Origin of the sequence: Streptomyces sp. NPDC023723 (assembly GCF_040639815.1) — a bacterium.
Taxonomy (GTDB): Bacteria; Actinomycetota; Actinomycetes; order Streptomycetales; family Streptomycetaceae; genus Streptomyces.
This window is the reverse complement of record NZ_JBFAAP010000002.1, coordinates 346665-370313: the sequence shown is the minus strand read 5'-3', so window position 1 is coordinate 370313 and position 23649 is coordinate 346665. Positions and strand designations below refer to the sequence as shown.

Sequence of the window (23649 nt, the reverse complement as noted above, 5' to 3'; positions counted from 1 at the left end):
CCACAACCCTTGACGAAAGGGACGCCCGGTGACCGAGAAGGCCGACCTCCAGCCCGTCCTCGACCGCGCCGCCGCCGGTGGTCGGATCACCCCGGAAGAAGCCCTCGTCCTCTACCGTGACGCCCCGCTGCACGCGCTGGGCTCGGCCGCCGACGCGATCCGCCGCCGCCGGTACGCCGGGACCGAGCACATCGCGACGTACATCATCGAGCGGAACATCAACTACACCAACGTGTGCGTCACGGCGTGCAAGTTCTGCGCCTTCTACGCGGCTCCCAAGGACGCGAAGAAGGGCTGGAGCCGCGACCTCGACGACATCCTGCGGCGCTGCGCGGAGACCGTCGAACTGGGCGGCACGCAGATCATGTTCCAGGGCGGGCACCACCCGGACTACGGCGTCGAGTACTACGAACACCACTTCGCGGCCATCAAGAAGGAGTTCCCGCAGCTCGTCATCCACAGCCTGGGGGCGAGCGAGGTCGAGCACATGGCGCGGATCTCGAAGGTGAGCGCCGAGGAGGCGATCCGGCGGATCCACGCGGCCGGGCTCGACTCCTTCGCCGGGGCCGGCGCCGAGCTGCTGCCGGAGCGGCCGCGCAAGGCCATCGCGCCGCTGAAGGAGTCCGGCGAGCGCTGGCTGGAGATCATGGAGATCGCGCACGGGCTGGGCGTGGAGTCCACCACCACGATGCTCATGGGCACCGGCGAGACCAACGCCGAGCGCATCGAGCACCTGCGGATGATCCGCGACGTCCAGGACCGCACCGGCGGCTTCCGCGCCTTCATCCCGTACACCTACCAGCCCGAGAACAACCACCTGAAGGGCCGCACGCAGGCCACCCTCTTCGAGTACCTGCGGATGATCGCCATCGCGCGGATCTTCCTCGACAACGTGGCCCACATCCAGGGCTCCTGGCTGACCACCGGCAAGGAGGTCGGCCAGCTCTCCCTGCACTACGGCGCCGACGACCTCGGCTCGATCATGCTGGAGGAGAACGTGGTCTCGTCGGCCGGCGCCAAGCACCGGTCCAACCGGCTGGAGATCATCGACCTGATCCGCAAGGCGGGGCGGGTCCCGGCGCAGCGCGCCACCACGTACGAGCAACTCGTCGTGCACGACGACCCGGCCAACGACCCGGTCGACGAGCGGGTCGTCTCGCACATCTCGTCCACCGCGATCGAGGGCGGCACGGCGCACCCCGAACTGAAGCTGATCGCCACCAACTGAGGCCGTCTTGCTGACCGTTCACGCCGCCGACGAGATCCGCGCCGCCTGGGACGACACCGCGCCGCTGGTGGACGGCGCGGTGGCCGTCGAGGGCGGGCGGATCGCCGCCGTGGGGCCGGTCGCGGAGCTTGAGGCGCGCTTCCCGGGGGCCCGGGTGCGGCGCTGGCCCGGAGTGCTCGGTCCGGGGCGGCTGCACGACGGTCCGCTGCCGGCCGCGCCGAGTCCGCGCGAGCGGGTGCACGAGGTGCTGAAGCTCGGCGCGGTGGCGGTCCTTGCGCGGTACGTCGATCCCGGGCTGCGGGCCGCCGCCGGGCGCAACGGCGTGACGGTGCTCGCCGAGCCGCGCCCGGCCGTACTGGTGCCCGGCGGACCGGCCGACCTGGCCGTGTTCGACGCGGACGGGGCGTGCCTGGTCACGGTGTGCGCGGGGCGGCTGGTGCACCGCCGGCGCTGAACCGGCCGGCGGGGCTCAGCCCGCGAACGCCTCGCCGAACGCCCCCGCGTCCTGGTCCACCCCGCTGCAGTCGGTCGCCGCGTCGTTCGAGTCGGAGTCGTCGTCGCAGGTCTGGTCGCGGAAGGTCGACCACATCGACACCCAGGCGATCTCCTTCTCCTCGGCGAACGTCCGCACCTCGGCCGCGTCGTCGAGCGTGAACGTCTCGCCGTCCACGTCGTTGACGCCGATCATCGAGGTCAGCGCCATGCCCCGCCAGGCGTTCGCGTCGGAGAGCCCGAAGATCTCCTTGAGCTGGGTGTGCGCGGCCTTGGCCGAGGTGAGCGCGTAGTCGCCCATGTCACCGCTGTAGGACTCGCCGTAGTTCATGGTCATCAGGTTGACCGTGGAGACCTGCACGGCGTGGTCGTTGGCGGACTCCAGCAGCGCGATGCTGTCGTCGTCCAGGCCCGAGGGCATCACCGGGAGGGTGAAGGAGACCTTCAGATCGGTGCGTTCCTCCTGGAGCAGCGCGATCGCCTCGGAGCGCAGGTCGACCGAGTCGGCGTCGGTCAGCTCGTCGCCCTCGATGTCGAAGTCGGCGAGGGTGGCGCCGCCGGCCGCGTCCAGCGCCTCGCCGTACGCCTCGGCCAGTTCCTCGGCGCTGTCGCAGGTGGCCGCGAGTTCCTTGCCGGAGGCGCCGCCGAAGGAGACCCGGACCGAGGCGCCGTCGGCGGTGAGGTCCGAGATGCGGGAGGCGACCGTCGAGTCGTCGATGGCGTGGCTGCCGTTCCAGTCGGGCGTGCAGTCGCTGCCGGAGGAGATCACGAACGCCAGGTTGTAGGTCCCCGGGGAGCCCGCCGAGTCCAGGTCGGAGGCGGTGGTGGCGCTGACGTACGGGGCGTACGCGGTGGCCGACGACGAACCCGACGACGAATCCGACGAGGTGGAGGGAGCGGCGGAGGACGTGGCCCCGGATGCCGGGTCGGCGCTGTCGTCACCTCCCGCCGAACAGCCCGCCGTTGCCAGGGCGAACAGACAGATCAGCCCGGCCGCGGACCTTCGTGGAACCCTCATCGCGTACGCTCCCGCTCTCAGATGTATGTCCCAGGACGGAAACAAAACGTGTCTCCGAACCGGAAAGGTGCCACACGGGACTGTGCCGTTCCTGGCAAATACCCGCGTTTTCCTGGGGTTTCTCAGCAGACTGACAGGTCTGGCCAGTTCTCATGGGGGCCTCACAAGAAAGCCAGAGATTTGGTCACATGAAGTACTCCTAACATCTGAGGAATGCATTCCGAGCCTGCCATCGAAAGCCGCGCCGCTGTGCGCGGTCGCCGCCGCAAACGCGGCAGCGGGTCTGTCGCGTCCGTCGCGTCCATTGAGGGACCCGTGTTCGTTGACAACTCCGGACGCCGGGCCAAGCTGCTGCGCCGGCTCGGCCTCCTCGTCGGTGTCGTCTGTATCGGGTACGCGATCGTGCTGGGTCTGGCCTTCATGGGCATCGGCACCTCGATCAACCCGTCCTCGCTGCTGCCCTTCGGCGGCGGCGGCAACGGTGCGGCGCCCGGTGGGGGCATGCGGCCGCAGGGCGGGGCCGCGCCGACCGGCTTCCCCAGCGGCGCGCCGTCCGGCGCCCCCACCGGCCTCCCGCCCACCGGAGCCGCCACCGGTTCCGCCTCCGCCTCCGCTTCCGCCCCGGCCGCCTCCGCGACCGCCGACTGACCGGAATCGCAGCCAACTCCATGACCACGACACCTCCTTCGCGTGGCCGCCGCCGCGCTCCCACCCGGATGGAACGCGCCGCCGGCCGGGCCGCCGCGCTGCAGAAGCCGCGAGTCATCCTCGCGCTGCTGCTCCTGCTGGCGCTGACCTGCGTGATGCTGCTGGACGGCTATCTGCGCGCCGAGGTCGGCGGCGACGAGCGGGTGCGCACCGGCGCCAGCGCCAGTGACGTCCCCGACGACGTCCTGAACGGCGGCCCCATCCTGTCATTCGTCGGCGGACAGGCCACCACCGTCTCCGTGCCGGACAAGACGATCGCGCTGACCTTCGACGACGGGCCGAACCCGACCTGGACCCCACAGGTCCTGAAGATCCTTCAGGAGTACGACGTGCCTGGCACGTTCTTCCTGGTCGGGTCGATGATCTCGCGCTACCCCGACATCGTCGAGGACCTGGTCGACCAGGGCAACGAGGTGGGCATCCACACCTTCACCCACGTCGACCTCTCCTACCAGAGCGACGCCCGCATCACCCGGGAGATGGAGCAGACCCAGCTGGCGCTGGCGGGCGCGGCCGGGATCACCACGACGCTGTTCCGGGCGCCCTACTCCTCGGAGACGGACGCCATCGACAACTACAGCTGGCCGATCTACCAGAAGCTCGGCGAGGACGGCTACACCAGCGTCTTCGTCGACACCGACAGCGACGACTGGAAGAAGCCCGGCGTCTCGAAGATCGTCAAGTGGGCGACGCCGGAGGACGGCGAGGGCGCGTCCGTGCTCTTCCACGACGCCGGTGGCGAGCGCTCGCAGACGATCAAGGCGCTGCCGAAGTACATCGAGAAGATGCAGGCGAAGGGGTACACCTTCACCACCATCAGCGGGGTCATGGCGGAGCAGAACGCGGGCGCGCCGGCCGCGGGCAACCAGCAGGCGGCGGCCGGGGACCAGCAGGCGACGGCCGGGGACCAGCAGGCGGCCGGGAACCAGCCGACCGGCGCTCCCGCCGGGCAGAACGGTGCCGCCGACGCGGCCTCCCAGCTCACCGCCGCCCACCACAAGGCCACCGGCGCGACCCTCTACGAGGGCAAGGCGCTGATCGCCGCCGTCCGGGTCGCCGAGTGGACCGTGCCGGCCCTCTCGGTCGGGCTGATGGTGGTGGGGGTGGCCGTCATGGGCCGGTTCGGGATGATGCTGCTCCTGGCCCGCCGGCACTACAGACAGCGCAACAAACGCCGGTTCAGCTGGGGCCCGACCGTCACCCGCCCGGTGAGCGTCATCGTCCCGGCGTACAACGAGAAGGAGTGCATCGCCAACACCCTGAAGTCGCTGGCGCAGAGCACCCACCCGATCGAGATCATCATCGTGGACGACGGGTCCTCGGACGGCACCTCCGAAATCTCCCGTGAGGCCGCCCGGGCGCTCGGTATGACCAACGTCCGCGTCATCCGCCAGGAGAACGCCGGCAAGCCGGCCGCCCTCAACAACGGCGTCCGCAACGCCAGCCACGACATCGTCGTGATGATGGACGGCGACACCGTCTTCGAGGCGGAGACCGTGGCCCACCTCGTGCAGCCGTTCGCCGACCCCGAGGTCGGCGCGGTCGCGGGCAACGCCAAGGTCGGCAACCGCAACACCATCATCGGCGCCTGGCAGCACATCGAGTACGTGATGGGCTTCAACCTCGACCGGCGCATGTACGACCTGCTGCGCTGCATGCCGACCATCCCCGGCGCGATCGGCGCGTTCCGCCGCGAGGCGGTGCTCCAGGTCGGCGGCATGAGCGAGGACACCCTCGCCGAGGACACCGACATCACCATCGCCATGCACCGCGCGGGCTGGCGGGTCGTCTACCAGGAGCACGCCCGGGCCTGGACCGAGGCGCCCGGCTCGCTCAAGCAGCTCTGGTCGCAGCGCTACCGCTGGTCCTACGGCACGATGCAGGCGCTGTGGAAGCACCGCAAGTCCCTGACCGACAAGGGCCCCTCGGGCCGCTTCGGCCGGGTCGGCATGCCGCTGGTGGTCATCTTCCAGATCGTCACCCCGGTCTTCGCGCCGCTCATCGACGTGTTCACCATCTACGCGATGATCTTCGTGGACTGGAAGGCGTCCCTGCTGGCCTGGCTGGCGGTGCTGGGCATCCAGCTGTTCTGCGCGGCGTACGCCTTCCGGCTGGACAAGGAGAAGTACCGGTACCTGCTGATGATGCCGCTCCAGCAGCTCGCGTACCGGCAGATGATGTATCTCGTCCTGATCCACTCCTGCATCACCGCCCTCACCGGCGGCCGGCTGCGCTGGCAGAAGCTGAAGCGGACGGGCGAGGTCGGTACCCCGGCAGGGGCCGGCGGATGAGCTGGGAACAGCACGGGCAGCAGTACGGCAACGGACAGGGGTACGGGAACGGGCCGGGCTACGGGAACGGGCCGGGCTACGGGTACGAGTACGGGTACGGCGAGCAGGGGCAGGCGTATGCGCCGCCGCCGCAGCAGTACGCGCCGCCTCCCCAGCCGTACGTCCAGCCCCAGCCGTACGTCCAGCCTCAGCCGTACGGCCAGCCCCAGCCGTACCCGCAGAACCACGGCCCGAACGGCGAGTACGGCGGCTACCCGCAGCAGGTGCCGTCGGCCGAGTCCACGGCACCGCTGCCCCAGGTGGCACCGGAACCGGCTGTTCAGGCCCCGGCGGCTCCGGAACCGGAGCCGCCGGGGCCGCCGGGGCCGGCTCCGGCGGCCCGGACCGGCGGCCGGGACCGGTACTTCGACACCCTGCGCGCGGTCGCGCTGGTCCGCGTCGTGACGTACCACACCTTCGGCTGGGCCTGGGCCGCGATGGTCTTCCCGTCCATGGGGATCATGTTCGGCCTGGCCGGCACCCTGATGGCCAAGTCGTTGGAGCGCCCGGCCCTGAAGGTGGTGCGCAGCCGGGTGCGCCGGCTGCTGCCGCCGTTCTGGTTCTGGGGCGTCTTCGTCGTCGTGGCGATGCTGATCCACGGCTGGATGCCGGGCTGGCAGATCGTCTACTGGGTCGTGCCGCTCGGCGACCCGCCCGGCAACGCCTGGGGCCAGCAGGCCTGGGAGATCCTCTGGTACCTGCGCACCTACCTGTGGTTCGTGCTGATCTCGCCCTTGCTGCTGAAGGTGTTCCGGCTGGCGCCGGTCCCGGTGCTGCTGGCGACCCTGGCCCCGATCGTGGTCTTCCAGTTCTGCTGGCAACCGCCCGACAACCGCTTCGGCACCGGGCTCCTCGACCTGGCGACGTACCTCTTCTGCTGGGTCCTCGGCTTCGCGCACCGGGACGGGGTGCTGGCCCGGCTGAAGCCGTTCGCGGTCGTGGCGCTGTCCCTGGCGGCGCTCGGCTACGGCGGCTGGTACGCCCTCGCCCACCAGGCCGAGTACGGCAGCTACGACCTGGACGACATCCCGCTCGCCCAGGCGTTCTGGTCGGCCGGTTTCGTCACGCTGCTGATGTACTCCAAGGCGCGGCTGAACGTCGACTTCGCGGGTCTCGCCCGCTTCCGGCGGCTGGACCGGCTGGTCACCGTCTTCAACGCGCGGGCCGTGACGGTGTACCTCTGGCACGAGCTGGCGCTGATCCTGGCGGTGCCGCTGATCGACCAGTTCTGGAAGGTGCCCGCGTTCGAGACGTACCTGCCGCTGGCGAGCCAGTGGTTCATGTTCGGCGTGGGCTGGGTGCTGATCGCGGTGTTCGTGCTGGCCTGCGGCTGGGTGGAGGACGTGGCGGGGCGCAAACGGCCGCGGCTCCTGCCGTGAGTCCGGCCGTGAGTCCGGCCGTGGGCCCGTCCCGGGCGGCCTGTAAGAATGGGCGGGTGACCCGCGCCTCCCTGAACAAGCAGCCGCACGAAGTCGCCTCGATGTTCGACCACGTGGCGGCCCGGTACGACCTCACCAACGATGTGCTGTCGCTCGGCCAGGACCGGGTGTGGCGCAAGGAGGTGGCCCGGGCCGTCGACGCCCGCCCCGCGCAGAAGGTCCTCGACCTGGCCGCCGGCACGGCGACCTCCTCGCTGCCCTTCGCCCGCACCGGCGCCTACGTCGTGCCCTGCGACTTCTCGCTCGGCATGCTCCAGGTCGGCAAGGCACGTCATGCCTGGCTGCCGTTCACCGCGGGGGACGCCACCCGGCTGCCGTTCGCGGACGACGTCTTCGACGCGGTGACCATCTCCTTCGGGCTGCGCAACGTCCAGGACACGGACGCGGCGCTGCGCGAGCTGTACCGGGTGACGAAGCCCGGCGGCCGGGTCGTCATCTGCGAGTTCTCGCACCCGACCTGGGCGCCGTTCCGCACCGTCTACACCGAGTACCTGATGCGCGCCCTGCCGCCGGTCGCCCGCGCGGTCTCCTCCAACCCCGACGCGTACGTCTACCTCGCCGAGTCCATCCGCGACTGGCCCGACCAGCCCGCCCTGGCCGAGCGGCTGCGGGCGGCCGGCTGGTCCAAGGTGGCCTGGCGCAACCTGACCGGCGGCATCGTGGCCCTGCACCGGGGCTTCAAGCAGAGCTGACCCCACGGCCGGGGCACCTCACGGTCGGGGCACCTCACGGCCGGGGCACCTCGTGGCCCGACGTGCCGGCATCGTCGAGACTCGTCACGGCCCGACGCGTCGGCATGGACGAGGCTGGACATGGCCGACGCGCCCCCGCCCATCGAGGGCGGCTCCCTCGTGGCCCGGCGCCCCGGCACGGCTACGAACAGCCGAGCGCCGCGTACCGCATCCCCGGCTCGCCCGGGCCGCCCGGCTCCCTCGGTTCGTCCAGCTCCCGGCGCAGTCCGCCGCCGGGCGGGGCCGGCGCCCGGGGCTCGCGCACCCCGGCACCGCCGCCGCCCTCGCCCTCGCCGAAGTCGAACCACACGGTGACCGCGGCCCCGCGCGGCACCTCGGCCCCGGGCGGCGGGTACTGCCGTACCACGTACTCCACGACCACGCGGTGCAGGTCGGCCCGGTCAGGGGCGGCCAGCAGCACCCCGCGCGCCTCGGCCGCACGGCGCGCGTCCACGGCCATCAGGCCGACCAGACGCGGTACGCGGACCTCGGGTGTCTCGGGTGTGTTGCGCACGGAACCTCACCCCCAGCGAGTACGGGCAGAGTAACCCCGCCACGCACCCGCCGGAAGCTTTTTGTAGCGATAAGTAGTCGGAAACTCTCCGAATCGCTACTCTGAGTTACAATTCAAGGCGATAGCAGTGCCCCTGCCGCTGCGACTGCGGCGTCGTGAACACCTCCGCCAGCCGCATCCCCAGCCGCCGGGTCACCGCGATGGAACGCTCGTTGTCCGCGTCGACCATCGCGACCACGCCCGGCAGCCCCGCCGCGCGCAGCCGCCGTACCGTCTCCCGGGCCGCCACCGTCACATACCCCTTGCCCCAGTGCGCCCGGGCCAGCCGCCAGCCGATCTCGATCTCGCCCTTCGGCCCCCAGTCCCGCGGCCACGGCTGAGCACCGGTGAAGCCGATGACCCGGTCCCGCTCGTCGAGCACGGTCCACAGGCAGAACCCGTGCTCGGCGTCGTGCCGGCGCTGGCGCGCGGTCAGTTCCTCGTACACGGACAGCTCCGCCGGCCGGCCGCCGTGGAACTCCATGACGTCCGGGTCGGCGAAGGCCCGGTGCCAGGCGACGGCGTCCTCGTCGGTGGGAACACGCAACCGTACAGCGGGGAGAGCTCGTTTCACGGGGCAGCCCTTCAGCCGGGTGATCGGTGACGCTGAATAGACTGCCCATGTCCGGTGCCCGTCGGCACACAGATTCTTGAACCCTGGGGAGATCCCGCCGTGACCGAGCCCCTCTCCGACAACACCGCCGATGTGATCGTCGTGGGCGCGGGGCCAGCCGGCTCCACCACCGCGTACTACCTGGCCAAGGCCGGACTCGACGTCCTCCTGCTGGAGAAGACCGCGTTCCCCCGGGAGAAGGTCTGCGGCGACGGACTCACCCCCCGCGCGACCAAGCAGCTCGTGGCGATGGGCATCGACATCTCCGAGGAGGCCGGCTGGCTGCGCAACAAGGGCCTGCGCATCATCGCCGGCGGCACCCGCCTCCAGCTCGACTGGCCGGACCTCGCCTCCTTCCCCGACTACGGCCTGGTCCGCAAACGCGACGACTTCGACGAACAGCTCGCCCGGCAGGCCCAGAAGGCCGGCGCCCGGCTGTACGAGCGCTGCAACGTCGGCGCCCCGGTCGTCGACGACCGCACCGGCCGTATCACCGGCGTCACCGCCAAGCTCGGCGAGGAGAAGCGGGAGGTCACCTTCCGCGCCCCGCTGGTGGTGGCCGCCGACGGCAACTCCACCCGGCTGTCCCTGGGGATGGGCCTGCACCGCCGCGAGGACCGCCCGATGGGCGTCGCGGTCCGCACCTACTTCACCTCCCCCCGGCACGAGGACGACTATCTGGAGTCCTGGCTCGAACTGTGGGACCGCCGCGGCCCCCAGGACCGCCTCCTTCCCGGCTACGGCTGGATCTTCGGCATGGGCGACGGCACCTCCAACGTCGGTCTCGGCGTCCTCAACACCTCCGCCTCCTTCAAGGACCTGGACTGGCGCGAGGTCCTCAAGGCCTGGTGCGCCTCCATGCCCGAGGACTGGGGCTACACCCCGGACAACATGACCGGCCCGATCCGCGGCGCCGCCCTCCCGATGGCCTTCAACCGCCAGCCGCACTACACCCGCGGCCTGCTGCTCGTCGGTGACGCCGGCGGTCTGGTGAACCCCTTCAACGGCGAGGGCATCGCCTACGCCATGGAGTCCGGCCAGATCGCCGCCGACGTCATCGTCCAGGCGCACGCGCGGGCGACGCCGGCCCAGCGCGAGATCGCGCTCCGCCGCTACCCGCGCGTCCTGAAGGACACCTACGGCGGCTACTACAACCTCGGCCGCGCCTTCGTGAAGCTGATCGGCAACCCGAAGGTGATGCAGATCGCCGCCCAGCGCGGTCTGACCCACCCCGTACTGATGAAGTTCACCCTGAAGATGCTCGCCAACCTCACCGACCCGACCGGCGGCGACGCGATGGACCGCATCATCAACGGACTGACCAAGGTGGCCCCGAAGGCGTGACCGGGCGGACGCCTAACCACTGAACTCGGCGGCTCTGGCGGCCCGGCGCGCGAACACCTCCTCGCGCCGGTCCGCCGACTGCCGCAGCGCCGCCTTCCGGTCCCGGGCGGAGAGCCGGTCCAGGTAGACCCGCCCGTCCAGGTGGTCGGCCTCATGGGCCAGGCACCGGGCGAAATAGCCGGTCCCCTCGACGAGCAGCGGGGCCCCGTCCTTGTCGAACCCCCGCACCACCGCCCGGTCGGGCCGCGGCACGTCCATGACGGCCCCCGGCACCGACAGGCACCCCTCGCCCTCGTCGAGCAGCCGCCGCCGGTCCGGAACCAGGGGCTCCAGCACCGGATTGACGATGTGCCCGACATGTCGGACACCGTCGTCGTCCAGGCAGTCGTAGACGAACAGGCGCAGGCCGACCCCCACTTGGCTGGCCGCCAGTCCGGCTCCTTCGGCGACGTACATGGTCAGGAACATGTCGTCGATGAGCGCGGCGAGGTCGGGCCCGAACTCGGTGACGTCCCGGCACGGCTTGTGCAGTACCGCCTCGCCGACCTCGGTGACCCGCCGCACGCTGCCGCGCCGGGCCTCCGGCGCGAACGGGGGATAGGTGGCGAGGGGGCGCCCCTGTACGAACACACTCGGCATGACTTGCCTCCCGATGCTGGTGAACGGACCGGTGGTGACCGGCCCGTTCACGAGCATGGCAGGAAGCGCGAAGGGCCGCTGCCCCTGTGGACAACGGCCCTTCGGCCGACTTCTGGCTGTGTTCTGGCTGTGGAAAACCCGGGTCAGAGCACGCGCACCGCGCCGCTCGGCGGGTCGTAGGAGAGCGGCTTCTCGACGACGCCGGTGGACGAGTTCTGCGCGCCGACGAACATGCCGTCGCCGACGTAGACGCCCACGTGGTAAGCGCTGCCGGCGCCGCCCCAGTACAGGATGTCGCCCGGCTGGAGGCTGTCCAGCGAGACCTGGGTGCCGGCCACGGACTGGTCCTGGGAGACGCGGGGCAGGCTGACGCCCACCTGCTTGTAGGCGGCCTGGACCAGGCCGGAGCAGTCGTAGGCGGACGGTCCGGTGGCCCCGGAGACGTAGGCCGCGCCCACCTGTGCCTTGACGAAGGAGACGATCGCGGCGGCGGAACCGGTGGCCGTGGACGTGCCGGTGCTCGCGGAGGAGCTTCCGGTGTCGCTGGAGCCGGTGTCCGACGTGGCGGTCAGGGTGGTGCGCTCGGCGTCGCGGGCGGCACGCGCGGCGGCCTCCTTGCGCGCCTCCTCCGCGGCCTTCTTCTTGGCCGCGGCCTTCGCCTTGGCCTCCTTCAGGTCCGCCTTGGCTTCCTTGGCGGCCTTGGCCGCGGCGGCGTCACGCTCGGCCTGCAGCTCGTAGTTCGCGGCGGCCTGCTGGGTGGCGTCCGCGGACTGCGCGACCTGAGCGGCCATCTCGGCCGTCAGGGTGGGCAGCTCCAGGGTCTGCGTCACCGGCTCGGCCGCGCTGGCCGAACCCGACGCCCCGGCCACTGCCAGGGTGCTGAGGACGCCACCGGCAACTCCGGCTCGCATCGCGACGGTCGTCGACGCGCTGCGGCGGGGCTTCCGGTGGCTGCGTATGTGAGCGGTGTGGGACATGGGTACAACCGGTATCAGGAGCTCCTCCATACCTTCAAGAAACGTGTGCTGCGCCACAGTTGTTCAATCGGCGTCACGAATCCCGGGCGTGTCGCCCTTTCTTGACGCGGTAACGGACATAGCGGGCGGCCGTAACACGCCTGTGATCACGGACTTTGATCGTTACGTCCGAATTGCTCCCCGCCTACCACTGGTTGAGGCGGATGGCCAAGCCCGCTTCTCAGACGCCTCTCATGAATGTGGCGGAGGTCACGGAACGGTCATCCGGGCGCGTGCGTCCGCTCGTGAACGCGTGCACGCGTTCACACCGGACCCCGCCGCCGGCCCCGAGGTGTGAACGCGGCGCACTATCAAGAGAAGGTGTCCAACACCAATTTGCATGCACGGGAAGCTTCTTGATATTGAGACGCCCGCGCTGAGCTGCGACGACCGGGGAAAATGTCACCACTGGTGATCAGTCGGAAGCTTCCTGTGTGAAGATCACCGCTCATCCGACTTCATGATCCTTCGTCAGGTGGTGGAGATCACAAAGCTTGTGCAATACCCCGTGTCGCAGATCACAGAGCGGCAGGCATAGGATGCGGAGCAGTTGGGCTTGTGACCTGCTTCACATGTTCGCGATCTTCGCCGGGACCAGCGGGGCTCGTGAGGCTGCTGAGGCGGTTGTGGGCCCAGGCAAAACCGCCAGCAGTCAGTGCCGACTGAGAGGAGCGAGGAGCGGTGAACGCGTATGCGCCCATCCTCGTACTGGGAGCCCTCGGGGCAGGCTTTGCGATCTTTTCCGTGGTCATGGCCACGTTGATCGGTCCGAAGCGGTACAACCGGGCCAAGCTCGAGGCCTACGAGTGCGGGATCGAGCCGACCCCCACGCCGGCCGGCGGCGGGCGCTTCCCCATCAAGTACTACCTGACGGCGATGCTCTTCATCGTCTTCGACATCGAGATCGTCTTCCTCTACCCCTGGGCCGTCACCTTCGACGCCCTGGGGATCTTCGGGCTCGTGGAGATGCTGCTCTTCGTGCTCACCGTCTTCGTCGCGTACGCGTACGTATGGCGGCGCGGCGGCCTGGAATGGGACTGAGGGGCCTTACGTCATGGGACTCGAAGAAAAGCTGCCGAGCGGCTTCCTGCTGACCACCGTCGAGCAGGCCGCGGGCTGGGTGCGGAAGTCGTCGGTCTTCCCGGCCACCTTCGGCCTGGCCTGCTGCGCCATCGAGATGATGACCACCGGGGCCGGCCGCTACGACCTGGCCCGCTTCGGCATGGAGGTCTTCCGCGGCTCGCCGCGCCAGGCCGACCTGATGATCGTGGCCGGCCGGGTCAGCCAGAAGATGGCGCCGGTGCTGCGGCAGGTCTACGACCAGATGCCGAACCCGAAGTGGGTGATCTCCATGGGGGTCTGCGCCTCCTCGGGCGGCATGTTCAACAACTACGCGATCGTCCAGGGCGTCGACCACGTCGTCCCGGTCGACATCTACCTCCCGGGCTGTCCGCCACGGCCCGAGATGCTGCTGGACGCGATCATCAAGCTGCACCAGAAGATCCAGAGCTCCAAGCTCGGCGTCAACGCCGAGGAGGCGGCCCGCGAGGCGGAGGAGGCGGCGCTCAAGGCCCTGCCCACCATCGAGATGAAGGGGCTGCTGCGATGAGCGACGCGAACGGCACCTCCGGCCCGGGCGGGGCCAACCCCGAGAAGGACCTCTCCGCCGAGAACCTCCCCGGCCGGCGCGGCCAGGGCGGCGAGGAGATCCGCGTCCAGCGCGGCATGTTCGGCGCCAACAACGGCGGCGACACCTCCGGCTACGGCGGCCTGGTCCGCTCGGTCCGACTCCCGGGGCCGGCGAGCAGGCCGTACGGGGGCTGGTTCGACGAGGTCGCCGACGAACTGGAGGGCGCGCTGGAGGAGCAGGGCCTGCTCCCGGACAACGCCATCGGGAAGACGGTCGTCGACCGCGGCGAGCTGACCTTCTACATCGAGCGCGAGCACCTGGTCCGGGTCGCGAAGACCCTGCGCGACGACCCGGCGCTGCGCTTCGAGCTGTGCACCGGCGTCAGCGGCGTGCACTACCCGAGCGACAAGGGCCGCGAACTGCACGCCGTCTACCACCTGCGCTCGATCACCCACAACCGGCTGATCCGCCTGGAAGTCAGCGCGCCCGACAGCGACCCGCACATCCCGTCGCTGTTCTCCGTCTACCCGACCAACGACTGGCACGAGCGCGAGACGTACGACTTCTTCGGCATCGTCTTCGACGGCCACCCGGCACTGACGCGGATCATGATGCCGGACGACTGGCAGGGCTTCCCGCAGCGCAAGGACTATCCCCTCGGCGGCATCCCCGTCGAGTACAAGGGCGCCCAGATCCCGGCTCCGGACCAGCGGAGGTCGTACTCATGAGCACTTCGCACGCCTCCCCTCGGGAGACCACCGAGGGCACCGTCTACACGGTCACCGGCGGCGACTGGGACGAGGTCGTCCAGTCCGCGGCCCGCGCCGACGACGAACGCCTGATCGTCAACATGGGCCCGCAGCACCCGTCCACGCACGGCGTGCTCCGGCTGATCCTGGAGATCGATGGCGAGACCGTCACCGAGGCCCGCTGCGGCATCGGCTACCTGCACACCGGCATCGAGAAGAACCTCGAGTACCGCACCTGGACCCAGGGCACCACCTTCGTGACCCGCATGGACTACCTCACGCCGTTCTTCAACGAGGCGGCGTACTGCCTGGGCGTCGAGCAGCTGCTCGGCATCGAGGAGCAGATCCCGGACCGCGCCTCGGTGATCCGGGTGCTCCTGATGGAGCTGAACCGGATGTCCTCCCACCTGGTGGCCATCGCCACCGGCGGCATGGAGCTCGGCGCCACCACGATCATGATCTACGGCTTCCGGGACCGGGAACTGATCCTGGACATCTACGAGCTGATCACCGGCCTCAGGATGAACCACGCGTACATCCGCCCCGGCGGCCTCGCCCAGGACCTGCCGCCCGGCTCGGTGGACCAGATCCGCGAGTTCGTGAAGAAGATGAAGAAGAACCTCCCGGAGTACGACAAGCTCGCCACCGGGAACCCCATCTTCAAGGCCCGCATGCAGGACGTCGGCTACCTCGACCTGGCCGGCTGCATGGCCCTCGGCGCCACCGGCCCGGTGCTGCGCTCCACCGGCCTCCCGCACGACCTGCGCAAGACCCAGCCGTACTGCGGCTACGAGAACTACGACTTCGACATCCCGACCGCCGACACCTGCGACGCCTACGGCCGCTTCCTGATCCGCCTGGAGGAGATGCGGCAGTCGCTCCGGATCGTCGAGCAGTGCCTGGACCGGCTGCGGCCCGGACCGGTCATGGTGCCCGACAAGAAGATCGCCTGGCCCGCCCAGCTCGCCCTGGGACCGGACGGACTGGGCAACTCCCTCGACCACATCAAGAAGATCATGGGCACCTCCATGGAGGCCCTGATCCACCACTTCAAGCTGGTCACCGAGGGCTTCCGGGTGCCGCCGGGACAGACGTACACCGCGGTCGAGTCCCCCAAGGGCGAACTCGGGGTGCACGTCGTCTCCGACGGCGGCACCCGCCCCTACCGGGTCCACTTCCGCGACCCGTCCTTCACCAACCTTCAGGCCATGGCGGCGATGTGCGAGGGCGGCCAGGTCGCCGACGTCATCGTCGCGGTGGCCTCCATCGACCCCGTGATGGGAGGCGTCGACCGGTGACCACCGAATCCTCGGAGCGGGGCGTCGGACTCGGCATGCCCGAGCTGCCCGCGCCCGACTACCCGGACGACGTACGGGCCCGGCTGGAGCCCGACGCGCGCGAGGTCATCGCCCGCTATCCGGACTCCCGGTCCGCCCTGCTGCCGCTGCTGCACCTCGTGCAGTCGGAGGAAGGCCACGTCACGCGCACCGGGATGCGGTTCTGCGCCCAGCTGCTCGGGCTGACCACGGCCGAGGTCACCGCGGTGGCGACCTTCTACAGCATGTACCGGCGCCGGCCGAGCGGCGACTACCAGGTGGGTGTCTGCACCAACACGCTGTGCGCGGTGCTGGGCGGCGACGCCATCTTCGAAGAGCTCCAGGAGCACCTGGGCGTCGGCAACGGCGAGACCACCGACGACGGCAAGGTCACCCTGGAGCACATCGAGTGCAACGCGGCCTGCGACTACGCGCCGGTGGTGATGGTCAACTGGGAGTTCTTCGACAACCAGACCCCGGCCAGCGCCCGCCGCATGGTCGACGACCTGCGGGCCGGCCGGCCGGTCAGCCCGACGCGCGGTGCGCCGCTGTGCACGTTCAAGGAGACCGCCCGGATCCTGGCGGGCTTCCCCGACGAGCGGGAGGGCGCCGTCGAGGCCGGGGGCAGCGCGGGACCCGCCTCCCTGATCGGCCTGAAGCTGGCGAAGGGCGAGCACCCCGGCGCGCGCGTGGTGCACCCGCGCGGCGCGGCGCCCCATGGTGAACCGTCGCACGAGCCGCCGCACGGACCGCCGCACGAGCCGTCGCCGACCGAGCACCTCAGCTCGCACGACGCGCCGCAGGACACATCGGCCTCCGACCCCGCCCACCCGGCGGGACCCACTGCCGAGGAGGGGGAGTGACGACCTTGGCCGCCGAGATCAAGGACCACAGCCCGGAGAAGCTGCTCGCACCCGTGCTGTCGGCCTTCTGGGACGAGGACGCGTCCTGGACCCTGGACGTGTACCGCAGGCACGACGGGTACGAGGGGCTCCGCAAGGCGCTGGCCATGTCGCCGGACGACCTCATCGCCTACGTCAAGGAAGCCGGTCTGCGCGGCCGCGGCGGCGCCGGCTTCCCCACCGGGATGAAGTGGCAGTTCATCCCCCAGGGGGACGGCAAGCCGCACTATCTGGTGGTCAACGCCGACGAGTCGGAGCCGGGCACCTGCAAGGACATCCCGCTCCTCTTCGCGAACCCGCACAGCCTCATCGAGGGCATCGTCATCGCGTGTTACGCCATCAGGTCGTCGCATGCCTTCATCTATCTGCGTGGTGAGGTCGTCCCCGTGCTGCGGCGGTTGCACTCAGCCGTCGCCGAGGCGTACGCGGCGGGCTTCCTCGGCGAGGACATCCTGGGCAGCGGACTCGATCTGAACCTCACCGTGCACGCGGGCGCGGGCGCGTACATCTGCGGTGAGGAGACCGCACTGCTCGACTCGCTCGAAGGCCGCCGTGGTCAGCCGCGGCTGCGTCCCCCCTTCCCCGCGGTGGCCGGCCTCTATGCCTGCCCGACTGTGGTGAACAACGTCGAGTCGATCGCGTCGGTTCCCGCGATCCTGCACAAGGGCAAGGACTGGTTCAGGTCGATGGGCAGCGAGAAGTCCCCGGGCTTCACGCTGTACTCGCTGTCCGGCCATGTCTCGAGCCCCGGCCAGTACGAGGCGCCGCTCGGCATCACGCTGCGCCAGCTCCTCGACATGAGCGGGGGCATGCGCCCCGGCCACCGCCTGAAGTTCTGGACCCCGGGCGGCTCCTCGACGCCGATGTTCACCGAGGAGCACCTCGACGTCCCCCTCGACTACGAAGGGGTGGGCGCCGCGGGTTCCATGCTCGGCACCAAGGCCCTCCAGTGCTTCGACGAGACGACCTGCGTGGTCCGCGCCGTCACCCGCTGGACCGAGTTCTACGCCCACGAGTCCTGCGGCAAGTGCACGCCGTGCCGGGAGGGGACGTACTGGCTGGTCCAACTGCTGCGCGACATCGAGGCCGGCAAGGGCCGGATGGCGGACCTCGACAAGCTGAACGACATCGCCGACAACATCAACGGCAAGTCCTTCTGCGCCCTCGGCGACGGCGCCGCCTCGCCGATCTTCTCCTCGCTGAAGTACTTCCGCGAGGAGTACGAGCAGCACATCACCGGCCGCGGCTGCCCCTTCGACCCCGCGAAGTCGACGGCCTGGGCCGATCACCGTACGGAGGTGAACGCATGACAGTGACCACCAGCGCTCCCTCCGGCGGCGGAGAGGCCGCGGTCCCGCCCGAAGACCTGGTGTCGCTCACGATCGACGGCGCCGAGATCAGCGTGCCCAAGGGCACCCTGGTCATCCGGGCCGCCGAACAGCTCGGCATCGAGATCCCCCGGTTCTGCGACCATCCGCTGCTCGACCCGGCCGGCGCCTGCCGGCAGTGCATCGTCGAGGTCGAGGGCCAGCGCAAGCCGATGGCGTCCTGCACCATCACCTGCACCGACGGGATGGTGGTCAAGACCCACCTGACCTCGCCGGTCGCGGAGAAGGCGCAGAAGGGTGTGATGGAGCTGCTGCTCATCAACCACCCGCTGGACTGCCCGGTCTGCGACAAGGGCGGCGAGTGCCCGCTGCAGAACCAGGCGATGTCGCACGGCAGCGCCGACTCCCGCTTCGAGGGCAAGAAGCGCACCTACGAGAAGCCGGTGCCGATCTCCACCCAGGTGCTGCTCGACCGGGAGCGGTGCGTGCTGTGCGCCCGCTGCACCCGGTTCTCCAACCAGGTGGCCGGCGACCCGATGATCGAGCTGATCGAGCGCGGCGCCCTCCAGCAGGTCGGCACCGGCGAGGGCGACCCCTTCGAGTCGTACTTCTCCGGGAACACCATCCAGATCTGCCCGGTCGGCGCGCTCACCTCGGCGGCGTACCGGTTCCGGTCCCGGCCCTTCGACCTGGTCTCCTCGCCGTCGGTGTGCGAGCACTGCGCCGGCGGCTGCGCGACCCGTACCGATCACCGGCGCGGCAAGGTCATGCGCCGCCTGGCGGCGAACGACCCCGAGGTCAACGAGGAGTGGATGTGCGACAAGGGGCGGTTCGGGTTCCGGTACGCGCAGCAGCGCGACCGGCTCACCACGCCCCTGGTGCGCAACGCGGAGGGCGACCTGGAGCCCGCTTCCTGGCCGGAGGCGTTGCAGATCGCCGCCCAGGGGCTGCTGGCCTCGCGCGGCCGGACCGGGGTGCTGACCGGCGGACGGCTCACCATGGAGGACGCCTACGCGTACAGCAAGTTCGCGCGGGTGGCCCTCGACACCAATGACATCGACTTCCGCGCGCGCGTGCACAGCGCCGAGGAGGCCGACTTCCTGGCGGCCCGGGTGGCCGGCCGGGGCCGTGACCTGGACGGTACGGGGGTGACGTACGCGGCGCTGGAGAAGGCGCCCGCGGTGCTCCTGGTCGGGTTCGAGGCCGAGGAGGAGGCGCCCGGCGTCTTCCTCAGGCTGCGCAAGGCGTGGCGCCGGCACGGGCAGCGGGTGTTCGCCCTGGCGACACATGCCACGCGCGGCCTCGCGAAGGCCGGCGGCACGCTGCTGCCCGCCGCGCCCGGCACCGAGACCGAGTGGCTGGACGCGCTCGCGGGCGGCGTCGGTCTGGAGGACGACGGCACCCGGGCCGCCGAGGCGCTGCGGACCGAGGGCGCGGTCATCGTCGTCGGCGAGCGGCTGGCGGCCGTCGCCGGGGGCCTGACCGCCGCCGTACGGACCGCGCAGGCGACCGGCGCCCGGCTGGCGTGGATCCCGCGCCGGGCCGGGGAGCGGGCCGCGATCGAGGCGGGCGCGCTGCCGACGCTGCTGCCGGGCGGCCGTCCGGCGACCGACCCGCGCGCGCGGGACGAGGTCGCCGCCGTCTGGGGTGTGGCCGCGCTGCCGCACCGCTACGGCCGGGACACCGGCCGGATCATCGAGGCCGCGGCCGACGGGGAACTCCAGGCGCTGCTGGTGGCCGGTGTGGAGGTCGCCGACCTGCCCGATCCGGCACGCGCGCGTGCCGCACTGGCCGAGGCCGGGTTCGTGGTCTCCCTGGAGCTGCGGCCCGGTGAGGTCACCGAGCTGGCGGACGTGGTGCTGCCGGTCGCGGCGGTCGCCGAGAAGGGCGGCGCCTTCCTCAACTGGGAGGGCCGGGTCCGCTTCTTCGAGGCCGCGCTCAAGCCCGACCAGCTGCCCCGGCGGCCGGCGCCCACCGACGCGCGGGTGCTCCAGATGCTGGCCGACGCCATGGACGTACACCTGGGGCTGCCGGACCTGCGGACGGTCCGCGCGGAGATCGACCGGCTCGGGCCCTGGGACGGGCCGGCGGCCACCGAGCCCCTGGAGAGCGCCGCCGCGCTGCCCCGGCCGGCCGCCGGGGAGGCGGTGCTCGCCGGGCACCGGCTGCTGCTCGACCAGGGCCGGCTCCAGGAGGGCGACGAGGCGCTCGCGGGCACCCGGCACGCGCCGCGCGCGCGTGTGTCGGCCGCCACCGCCGCCGAGGCGGGCGTCAAGGACGGCGACGTCCTGGCGGTGACCGGCCCGGCGGGCGTCGTCGAACTTCCGCTCCAGGTCACCGAGATGCCCGACCGGGTGGTGTGGCTGCCGCTGAACTCGACCGGCGCCGGTGTCGCCGCCGACGCCGGGGCGCTGCCCGGCTCACTCGTCCGCATCGGCCCGGCGACCACCGTCGGCGCGGCCCCCAAGGAGGTGGAGGCATGAGCCCGTACCTCGCCGCTGAAGACCTCTCGATGTTCGGCCAGGACCCCTGGTGGCTGGTCGTCGTCAAGGCGGTGTTCTGCTTCGCGTTCCTCATGGTGACGGTACTGATCGCCATCGTCATGGAACGCAAGATCGTCGCCTGGATGCAGTTGCGCGTCGGACCGAACCGGCACGGCCCCTGGGGCCTGCTCCAGTCGCTCGCCGACGGCGTGAAACTGATGCTCAAGGAAGACCTCGTCGTCAAGCGCGCCGACAAGGCGGTCTACGTCCTGGCGCCGGTCGTCGCGGCCGTCCCGGCCTTCATGGCGTTCGCCGTGATCCCGTTCGGCCCGGCCGGCAACGAGGTCTCGATCTTCGGCCAGCGCACCACCATGCAGCTCACCGACCTGCCGATCGCCATGCTGTACATCCTGGCGGTCGCCTCGGTAGGCATCTACGGCATCGTGCTGGCGGGCTGGTCCTCCGGCTCGACCTATCCGCTGCTGGGCGGACTGCGCTCCTGCGCGCAGATGATCTCGTACGAGATCGCCATGGGCGCCGCGTTCGCCTCGGTGTTCCTCTACTCCGGGACGATGTCTACCTCCGCGATCGTCGAGCAGCAGGCCGACCGCTGGTACATCCTGCTGCTGCCGGTCTCCTTCCTGCTGTACGTCGTCACGATGGTCGGCGAGACCAACCGCGCGCCGTTCGACATGCCGGAGTCCGAGGGCGACCTGGTGGGCGGTTTCAACACCGAGTACTCGTCGATCAAGTTCGCGATGTTCATGCTCGCCGAGTACGTGAACATGGTGACCGTCTCGGCGGTGACCACCACCCTCTTCCTCGGCGGCTGGCGGGCCCCCTGGCCCGTCTCCACCTTCTGGGAGGGCGCGAACCACGGCTGGTGGCCGATGCTCTGGTTCATCGTCAAGGTCCAAGTGCTGCTGTTCGTCTTCGTCTGGCTGCGCGGCACCCTGCCCCGGGTCCGCTACGACCAGCTGATGAAGCTCGGCTGGAAGGTGCTCATCCCGGTCTCGCTGGTGTGGCTGATGCTCGTCGCGACCGTCCGGGCCCTCAGGAACGAGAACTACGACTTCGCCGACATCGCGCTCTACGTCTGCGGCGCCGTGATCGTCGTACTGCTGCTCTCCTTCCTCTTCGACCTGTTCCGGGACAAGGGGAAACGGGCCGACCAGCCCGCCGAGGAGCCGGCCGCGTTCGACCCGATGGCCGGCGGATTCCCCGTGCCGCCGCTGCCCGGACAGGAGTTGCCACCGGTGCCGCGCCGCGGTCCGCGCCGGGAGCGGGAGCTGATTGTCAGTGGTGGCCCCGATACTCACAGTGACGGACCGCTGGGCGGATCTACGGATGGAAAGGAGGCGTCCGATGGCTGAGGAACCGAAGGGGACCGATCCCGGTTTCCAGAACCCCGTGGCCGGCTTCGGCGTGACCTTCAAGGCCATGTTCAAGAAGCGGCTGACCGAGCAGTACCCGGAGCAGGAGAAGACCACCGCTCCGCGTTTCCACGGACGGCACCAGCTCAACCGCCATCCGGACGGCCTGGAGAAGTGCGTCGGCTGCGAGCTGTGCGCCTGGGCCTGTCCCGCCGACGCGATCTACGTGGAGGGCGCGGACAACACGGACGAGGAGCGGTACTCGCCCGGTGAGCGGTACGGCCGCGTCTACCAGATCAACTACGCCCGCTGCATCCTGTGCGGCCTGTGCATCGAGGCGTGCCCCACCCGCGCGCTGACCATGACCAACGAGTTCGAGCTGGCCGACTCCAGCCGCGCCAACCTCATCTACACCAAGGAGCAGTTGCTCGCCGGTCTCGACGACAACATGGTGGACACGCCGCACGCGATCTACCCGGGGACCGACGAGCAGGACTACTACCGGGGGCTGGTCACCGAGGCCGCGCCCGGCACCGAGCGGCAGGTCGCCGTCTCCAAGGGCGAGGTCCCCCAGGAGGCCGCGTCGACCTTCGGGGAGGACGAACCGGCGTCGGAGGAGGTGATCCGCCGATGACCGCGCAGCTCGCCGCGGCGACTCTTTCGGCCGGCACCTCCACCGGGGAGGCCGTCCAGTTCTGGATCCTCGGCACGGTCGCGGTGCTCGGCGGCCTGTGCACGGTGTTCATGAAGCGCGCCGTGCACAGCGCCCTCTGCCTGGCCGGGACGATGATCATCCTGGCGGTGTTCTACCTGGCCAACGGCGCCTACTTCCTCGGCGTCGTCCAGGTGGTCGTCTACACCGGCGCGATCATGATGCTGTTCCTTTTCGTGGTGATGCTGGTCGGCGTCACTGCGGCGGACTCCCTGAAGGAGACCATCAAGGGGCAGCGCTGGCTGGCCCTGCTGTGCGGGCTCGGCTTCGGCATCCTGCTGATCGCGGGCATCGGCAACGCCTCGCTCACCGAGTTCAGCGGCGTCGGCCAGGCCAACGCGGGCGGCAACGTGGAGGGTCTGGCGGCCCTGATCTTCACCAAGTACGTCTTCGCCTTCGAGATCACCGGCGCGCTGCTGATCACGGCCGCGGTCGGCGCGATGGTGCTCACCCACCGGGAGCGCACCGAGCGGGCCAAGACCCAGCGGGAACTGGCCGAGGAGCGGGTGCGGGACGGCAAGTACCTGCCGCCGCTGCCCGCGCCCGGGGTGTACGCCCGGCACAACGCCGTGGACATCGCGGGCCTGCTGCCCGACGGCTCCGCCTCCGAGCTGACCGTCATGAAGACGCTGCGCGAACGCGGCCAGGTCCGGGACGTGTCGTCGGACGCGCTGGGTGACCTGAAGGCCCTGGAGCAGCGGGCACAGGAGCGCCTGGAGCGCACGAACAGCGGGGAGGCGGCCAAGTGAACCCGGTCAACTACCTCTATCTCGCGGCCCTGCTGTTCACGATCGGCGCCTCCGGGGTGCTGATCCGGCGCAACGCCATCGTGGTGTTCATGTGCGTGGAGCTGATGCTCAACGCCTGCAACCTGGCGTTCGTCGCCTTCTCCCGGATGCACGGCAATCTGGACGGCCAGGTCATCGCCTTCTTCACGATGGTCGTCGCCGCCGCGGAGGTCGTGGTCGGGCTCGCGATCATCGTGTCCCTGTTCCGTTCCCGCCACTCGGCCTCGGTCGACGACGCCAGCCTGATGAAGCTGTGA

Annotated in this window: 23 protein-coding genes; 18 read left to right on the top strand and 5 right to left on the bottom strand. The window is 70.4% G+C overall.

The features are described from left to right. Positions 1–28 precede the first annotated feature (28 nt). Positions 29–1228, top strand: a complete 1200-nt coding sequence (mqnC, locus tag AB0G32_RS04515; RefSeq protein WP_361157951.1) for a cyclic dehypoxanthinyl futalosine synthase — start codon at positions 29–31, stop codon at positions 1226–1228. Positions 1229–1235: 7 nt separating this feature from the next. After that, a complete protein-coding gene (locus tag AB0G32_RS04510) occupies positions 1236–1682 on the top strand; it encodes a hypothetical protein (RefSeq protein ID WP_361157949.1) in 447 nt (148 codons plus the stop codon). A 15-nt stretch (positions 1683–1697) separates the two neighbouring features. On the opposite strand, the gene AB0G32_RS04505 is transcribed toward AB0G32_RS04510, so the two are convergent. Then, complete coding sequence (locus AB0G32_RS04505; RefSeq protein WP_361157947.1) at positions 1698–2738, bottom strand: chitinase; 1041 nt, start codon at positions 2736–2738, stop codon at positions 1698–1700. 315 nt (positions 2739–3053) lie between these two features. On the opposite strand from AB0G32_RS04505, the gene AB0G32_RS04500 reads away from it, so the two are divergent. From AB0G32_RS04500 to AB0G32_RS04485, 4 genes are read left to right on the top strand one after another with little or no spacing between them, the layout of a single operon-like run. Then, positions 3054–3386, top strand: a complete 333-nt coding sequence (locus tag AB0G32_RS04500) for a hypothetical protein (RefSeq protein ID WP_361157945.1) — start codon at positions 3054–3056, stop codon at positions 3384–3386. A gap of 20 nt (positions 3387–3406) precedes the next feature. Beyond that, entirely contained in the window at positions 3407–5737 is a 2331-nt protein-coding gene (locus AB0G32_RS04495; protein WP_361157943.1) for a bifunctional polysaccharide deacetylase/glycosyltransferase family 2 protein, read from the top strand. Continuing rightward, positions 5734–7155 carry an acyltransferase gene (locus AB0G32_RS04490; protein WP_361157941.1) on the top strand — a complete coding sequence of 474 codons (1422 nt, stop codon included), beginning with the start codon at positions 5734–5736 and terminating at the stop codon, positions 7153–7155. The genes AB0G32_RS04495 and AB0G32_RS04490 overlap by 4 nt, the downstream gene beginning before the upstream one ends. Before the next feature lie 56 nt (positions 7156–7211). Next, positions 7212–7907 carry a demethylmenaquinone methyltransferase gene (locus AB0G32_RS04485; RefSeq protein WP_361157938.1) on the top strand — a complete coding sequence of 232 codons (696 nt, stop codon included), beginning with the start codon at positions 7212–7214 and terminating at the stop codon, positions 7905–7907. 181 nt (positions 7908–8088) lie between these two features. Here AB0G32_RS04485 and AB0G32_RS04480 read toward each other — a convergent pair whose 3' ends face one another. Then, positions 8089–8460, bottom strand: coding sequence for a PASTA domain-containing protein (locus AB0G32_RS04480; protein WP_361157936.1), 372 nt, complete (start codon positions 8458–8460; stop codon positions 8089–8091). 106 nt (positions 8461–8566) lie between these two features. Next, positions 8567–9073 (bottom strand): GNAT family N-acetyltransferase, encoded by a 507-nt coding sequence (locus tag AB0G32_RS04475; RefSeq protein ID WP_361157933.1) that lies wholly within the window; start codon positions 9071–9073, stop codon positions 8567–8569. A 99-nt stretch (positions 9074–9172) separates the two neighbouring features. Here AB0G32_RS04475 and AB0G32_RS04470 point away from each other — a divergent pair, with 99 nt between their 5' ends. Beyond that, positions 9173–10456 carry a geranylgeranyl reductase family protein gene (locus tag AB0G32_RS04470; protein WP_361157930.1) on the top strand — a complete coding sequence of 428 codons (1284 nt, stop codon included), beginning with the start codon at positions 9173–9175 and terminating at the stop codon, positions 10454–10456. 12 nt (positions 10457–10468) lie between these two features. On the opposite strand, the gene def is transcribed toward AB0G32_RS04470, so the two are convergent. Both def and AB0G32_RS04460 read right to left on the bottom strand, forming a co-directional pair. Beyond that, positions 10469–11095: a peptide deformylase gene (gene def, locus AB0G32_RS04465; RefSeq protein ID WP_361157927.1), complete on the bottom strand. Its 627-nt coding sequence runs from the start codon at positions 11093–11095 to the stop codon at positions 10469–10471. Between the two features lie 143 nt (positions 11096–11238). Continuing rightward, a complete protein-coding gene (locus AB0G32_RS04460; protein WP_361157924.1) occupies positions 11239–12072 on the bottom strand; it encodes a C40 family peptidase in 834 nt (277 codons plus the stop codon). Between the two features lie 720 nt (positions 12073–12792). Here AB0G32_RS04460 and AB0G32_RS04455 point away from each other — a divergent pair. Genes AB0G32_RS04455 through nuoK form a run of 11 tightly spaced genes read left to right on the top strand, consistent with a single transcriptional unit; the run spans position 12793 to position 23649 of the window. Next, complete coding sequence (locus AB0G32_RS04455; RefSeq protein WP_003992243.1) at positions 12793–13152, top strand: NADH-quinone oxidoreductase subunit A; 360 nt, start codon at positions 12793–12795, stop codon at positions 13150–13152. A 13-nt stretch (positions 13153–13165) separates the two neighbouring features. Beyond that, the gene (locus tag AB0G32_RS04450) at positions 13166–13720 is read left to right on the top strand and encodes an NADH-quinone oxidoreductase subunit B family protein (protein WP_361157921.1); all 555 of its coding nucleotides are present in this window, start codon (positions 13166–13168) and stop codon (positions 13718–13720) included. Next, positions 13717–14469 (top strand): NADH-quinone oxidoreductase subunit C, encoded by a 753-nt coding sequence (locus tag AB0G32_RS04445; RefSeq protein WP_361157918.1) that lies wholly within the window; start codon positions 13717–13719, stop codon positions 14467–14469. The genes AB0G32_RS04450 and AB0G32_RS04445 overlap by 4 nt, the downstream gene beginning before the upstream one ends. Then, the gene (locus AB0G32_RS04440; protein WP_361157916.1) at positions 14466–15788 is read left to right on the top strand and encodes an NADH-quinone oxidoreductase subunit D; all 1323 of its coding nucleotides are present in this window, start codon (positions 14466–14468) and stop codon (positions 15786–15788) included. The genes AB0G32_RS04445 and AB0G32_RS04440 overlap by 4 nt, the downstream gene beginning before the upstream one ends. Continuing rightward, positions 15785–16669, top strand: coding sequence for an NADH-quinone oxidoreductase subunit NuoE (nuoE, locus tag AB0G32_RS04435; RefSeq protein WP_361157913.1), 885 nt, complete (start codon positions 15785–15787; stop codon positions 16667–16669). Before AB0G32_RS04440 ends, nuoE begins: the two co-directional genes overlap by 4 nt. Then, positions 16666–18018: an NADH-quinone oxidoreductase subunit NuoF gene (gene nuoF, locus AB0G32_RS04430; RefSeq protein ID WP_361157910.1), complete on the top strand. Its 1353-nt coding sequence runs from the start codon at positions 16666–16668 to the stop codon at positions 18016–18018. Before nuoE ends, nuoF begins: the two co-directional genes overlap by 4 nt. Further along, positions 18015–20519 (top strand): NADH-quinone oxidoreductase subunit G, encoded by a 2505-nt coding sequence (locus AB0G32_RS04425; protein WP_361157908.1) that lies wholly within the window; start codon positions 18015–18017, stop codon positions 20517–20519. Before nuoF ends, AB0G32_RS04425 begins: the two co-directional genes overlap by 4 nt. Further along, complete coding sequence (nuoH, locus tag AB0G32_RS04420) at positions 20516–21892, top strand: NADH-quinone oxidoreductase subunit NuoH (protein WP_361157905.1); 1377 nt, start codon at positions 20516–20518, stop codon at positions 21890–21892. The genes AB0G32_RS04425 and nuoH overlap by 4 nt, the downstream gene beginning before the upstream one ends. After that, the gene (gene nuoI / locus AB0G32_RS04415; protein ID WP_361157903.1) at positions 21885–22526 is read left to right on the top strand and encodes an NADH-quinone oxidoreductase subunit NuoI; all 642 of its coding nucleotides are present in this window, start codon (positions 21885–21887) and stop codon (positions 22524–22526) included. Before nuoH ends, nuoI begins: the two co-directional genes overlap by 8 nt. Further along, a complete protein-coding gene (locus AB0G32_RS04410; protein WP_361157901.1) occupies positions 22523–23353 on the top strand; it encodes an NADH-quinone oxidoreductase subunit J in 831 nt (276 codons plus the stop codon). Before nuoI ends, AB0G32_RS04410 begins: the two co-directional genes overlap by 4 nt. Further along, positions 23350–23649, top strand: a complete 300-nt coding sequence (gene nuoK, locus AB0G32_RS04405; protein WP_361157898.1) for an NADH-quinone oxidoreductase subunit NuoK — start codon at positions 23350–23352, stop codon at positions 23647–23649. Before AB0G32_RS04410 ends, nuoK begins: the two co-directional genes overlap by 4 nt.

Excerpts from the sequence above, each read along its gene's own strand:
- AB0G32_RS04490 (WP_361157941.1), top strand. The coding sequence starts at position 5,734 with ATGAGCTGGGAACAGCACGGGCAGCAGTACGGCAACGGACAGGGGTAC.
- AB0G32_RS04505 (WP_361157947.1), bottom strand. The coding sequence starts at position 2,738 with ATGAGGGTTCCACGAAGGTCCGCGGCCGGGCTGATCTGTCTGTTCGCC.
- nuoI (WP_361157903.1), top strand. The coding sequence starts at position 21,885 with ATGGCTGAGGAACCGAAGGGGACCGATCCCGGTTTCCAGAACCCCGTG.
- AB0G32_RS04450 (WP_361157921.1), top strand. The coding sequence starts at position 13,166 with ATGGGACTCGAAGAAAAGCTGCCGAGCGGCTTCCTGCTGACCACCGTC.
- AB0G32_RS04445 (WP_361157918.1), top strand. The coding sequence starts at position 13,717 with ATGAGCGACGCGAACGGCACCTCCGGCCCGGGCGGGGCCAACCCCGAG.
- AB0G32_RS04410 (WP_361157901.1), top strand. The coding sequence starts at position 22,523 with ATGACCGCGCAGCTCGCCGCGGCGACTCTTTCGGCCGGCACCTCCACC.
- AB0G32_RS04425 (WP_361157908.1), top strand. The coding sequence starts at position 18,015 with ATGACAGTGACCACCAGCGCTCCCTCCGGCGGCGGAGAGGCCGCGGTC.
- def (WP_361157927.1), bottom strand. The coding sequence starts at position 11,095 with ATGCCGAGTGTGTTCGTACAGGGGCGCCCCCTCGCCACCTATCCCCCG.
- AB0G32_RS04495 (WP_361157943.1), top strand. The coding sequence starts at position 3,407 with ATGACCACGACACCTCCTTCGCGTGGCCGCCGCCGCGCTCCCACCCGG.
- AB0G32_RS04460 (WP_361157924.1), bottom strand. The coding sequence starts at position 12,072 with ATGTCCCACACCGCTCACATACGCAGCCACCGGAAGCCCCGCCGCAGC.
- AB0G32_RS04440 (WP_361157916.1), top strand. The coding sequence starts at position 14,466 with ATGAGCACTTCGCACGCCTCCCCTCGGGAGACCACCGAGGGCACCGTC.
- nuoH (WP_361157905.1), top strand. The coding sequence starts at position 20,516 with ATGAGCCCGTACCTCGCCGCTGAAGACCTCTCGATGTTCGGCCAGGAC.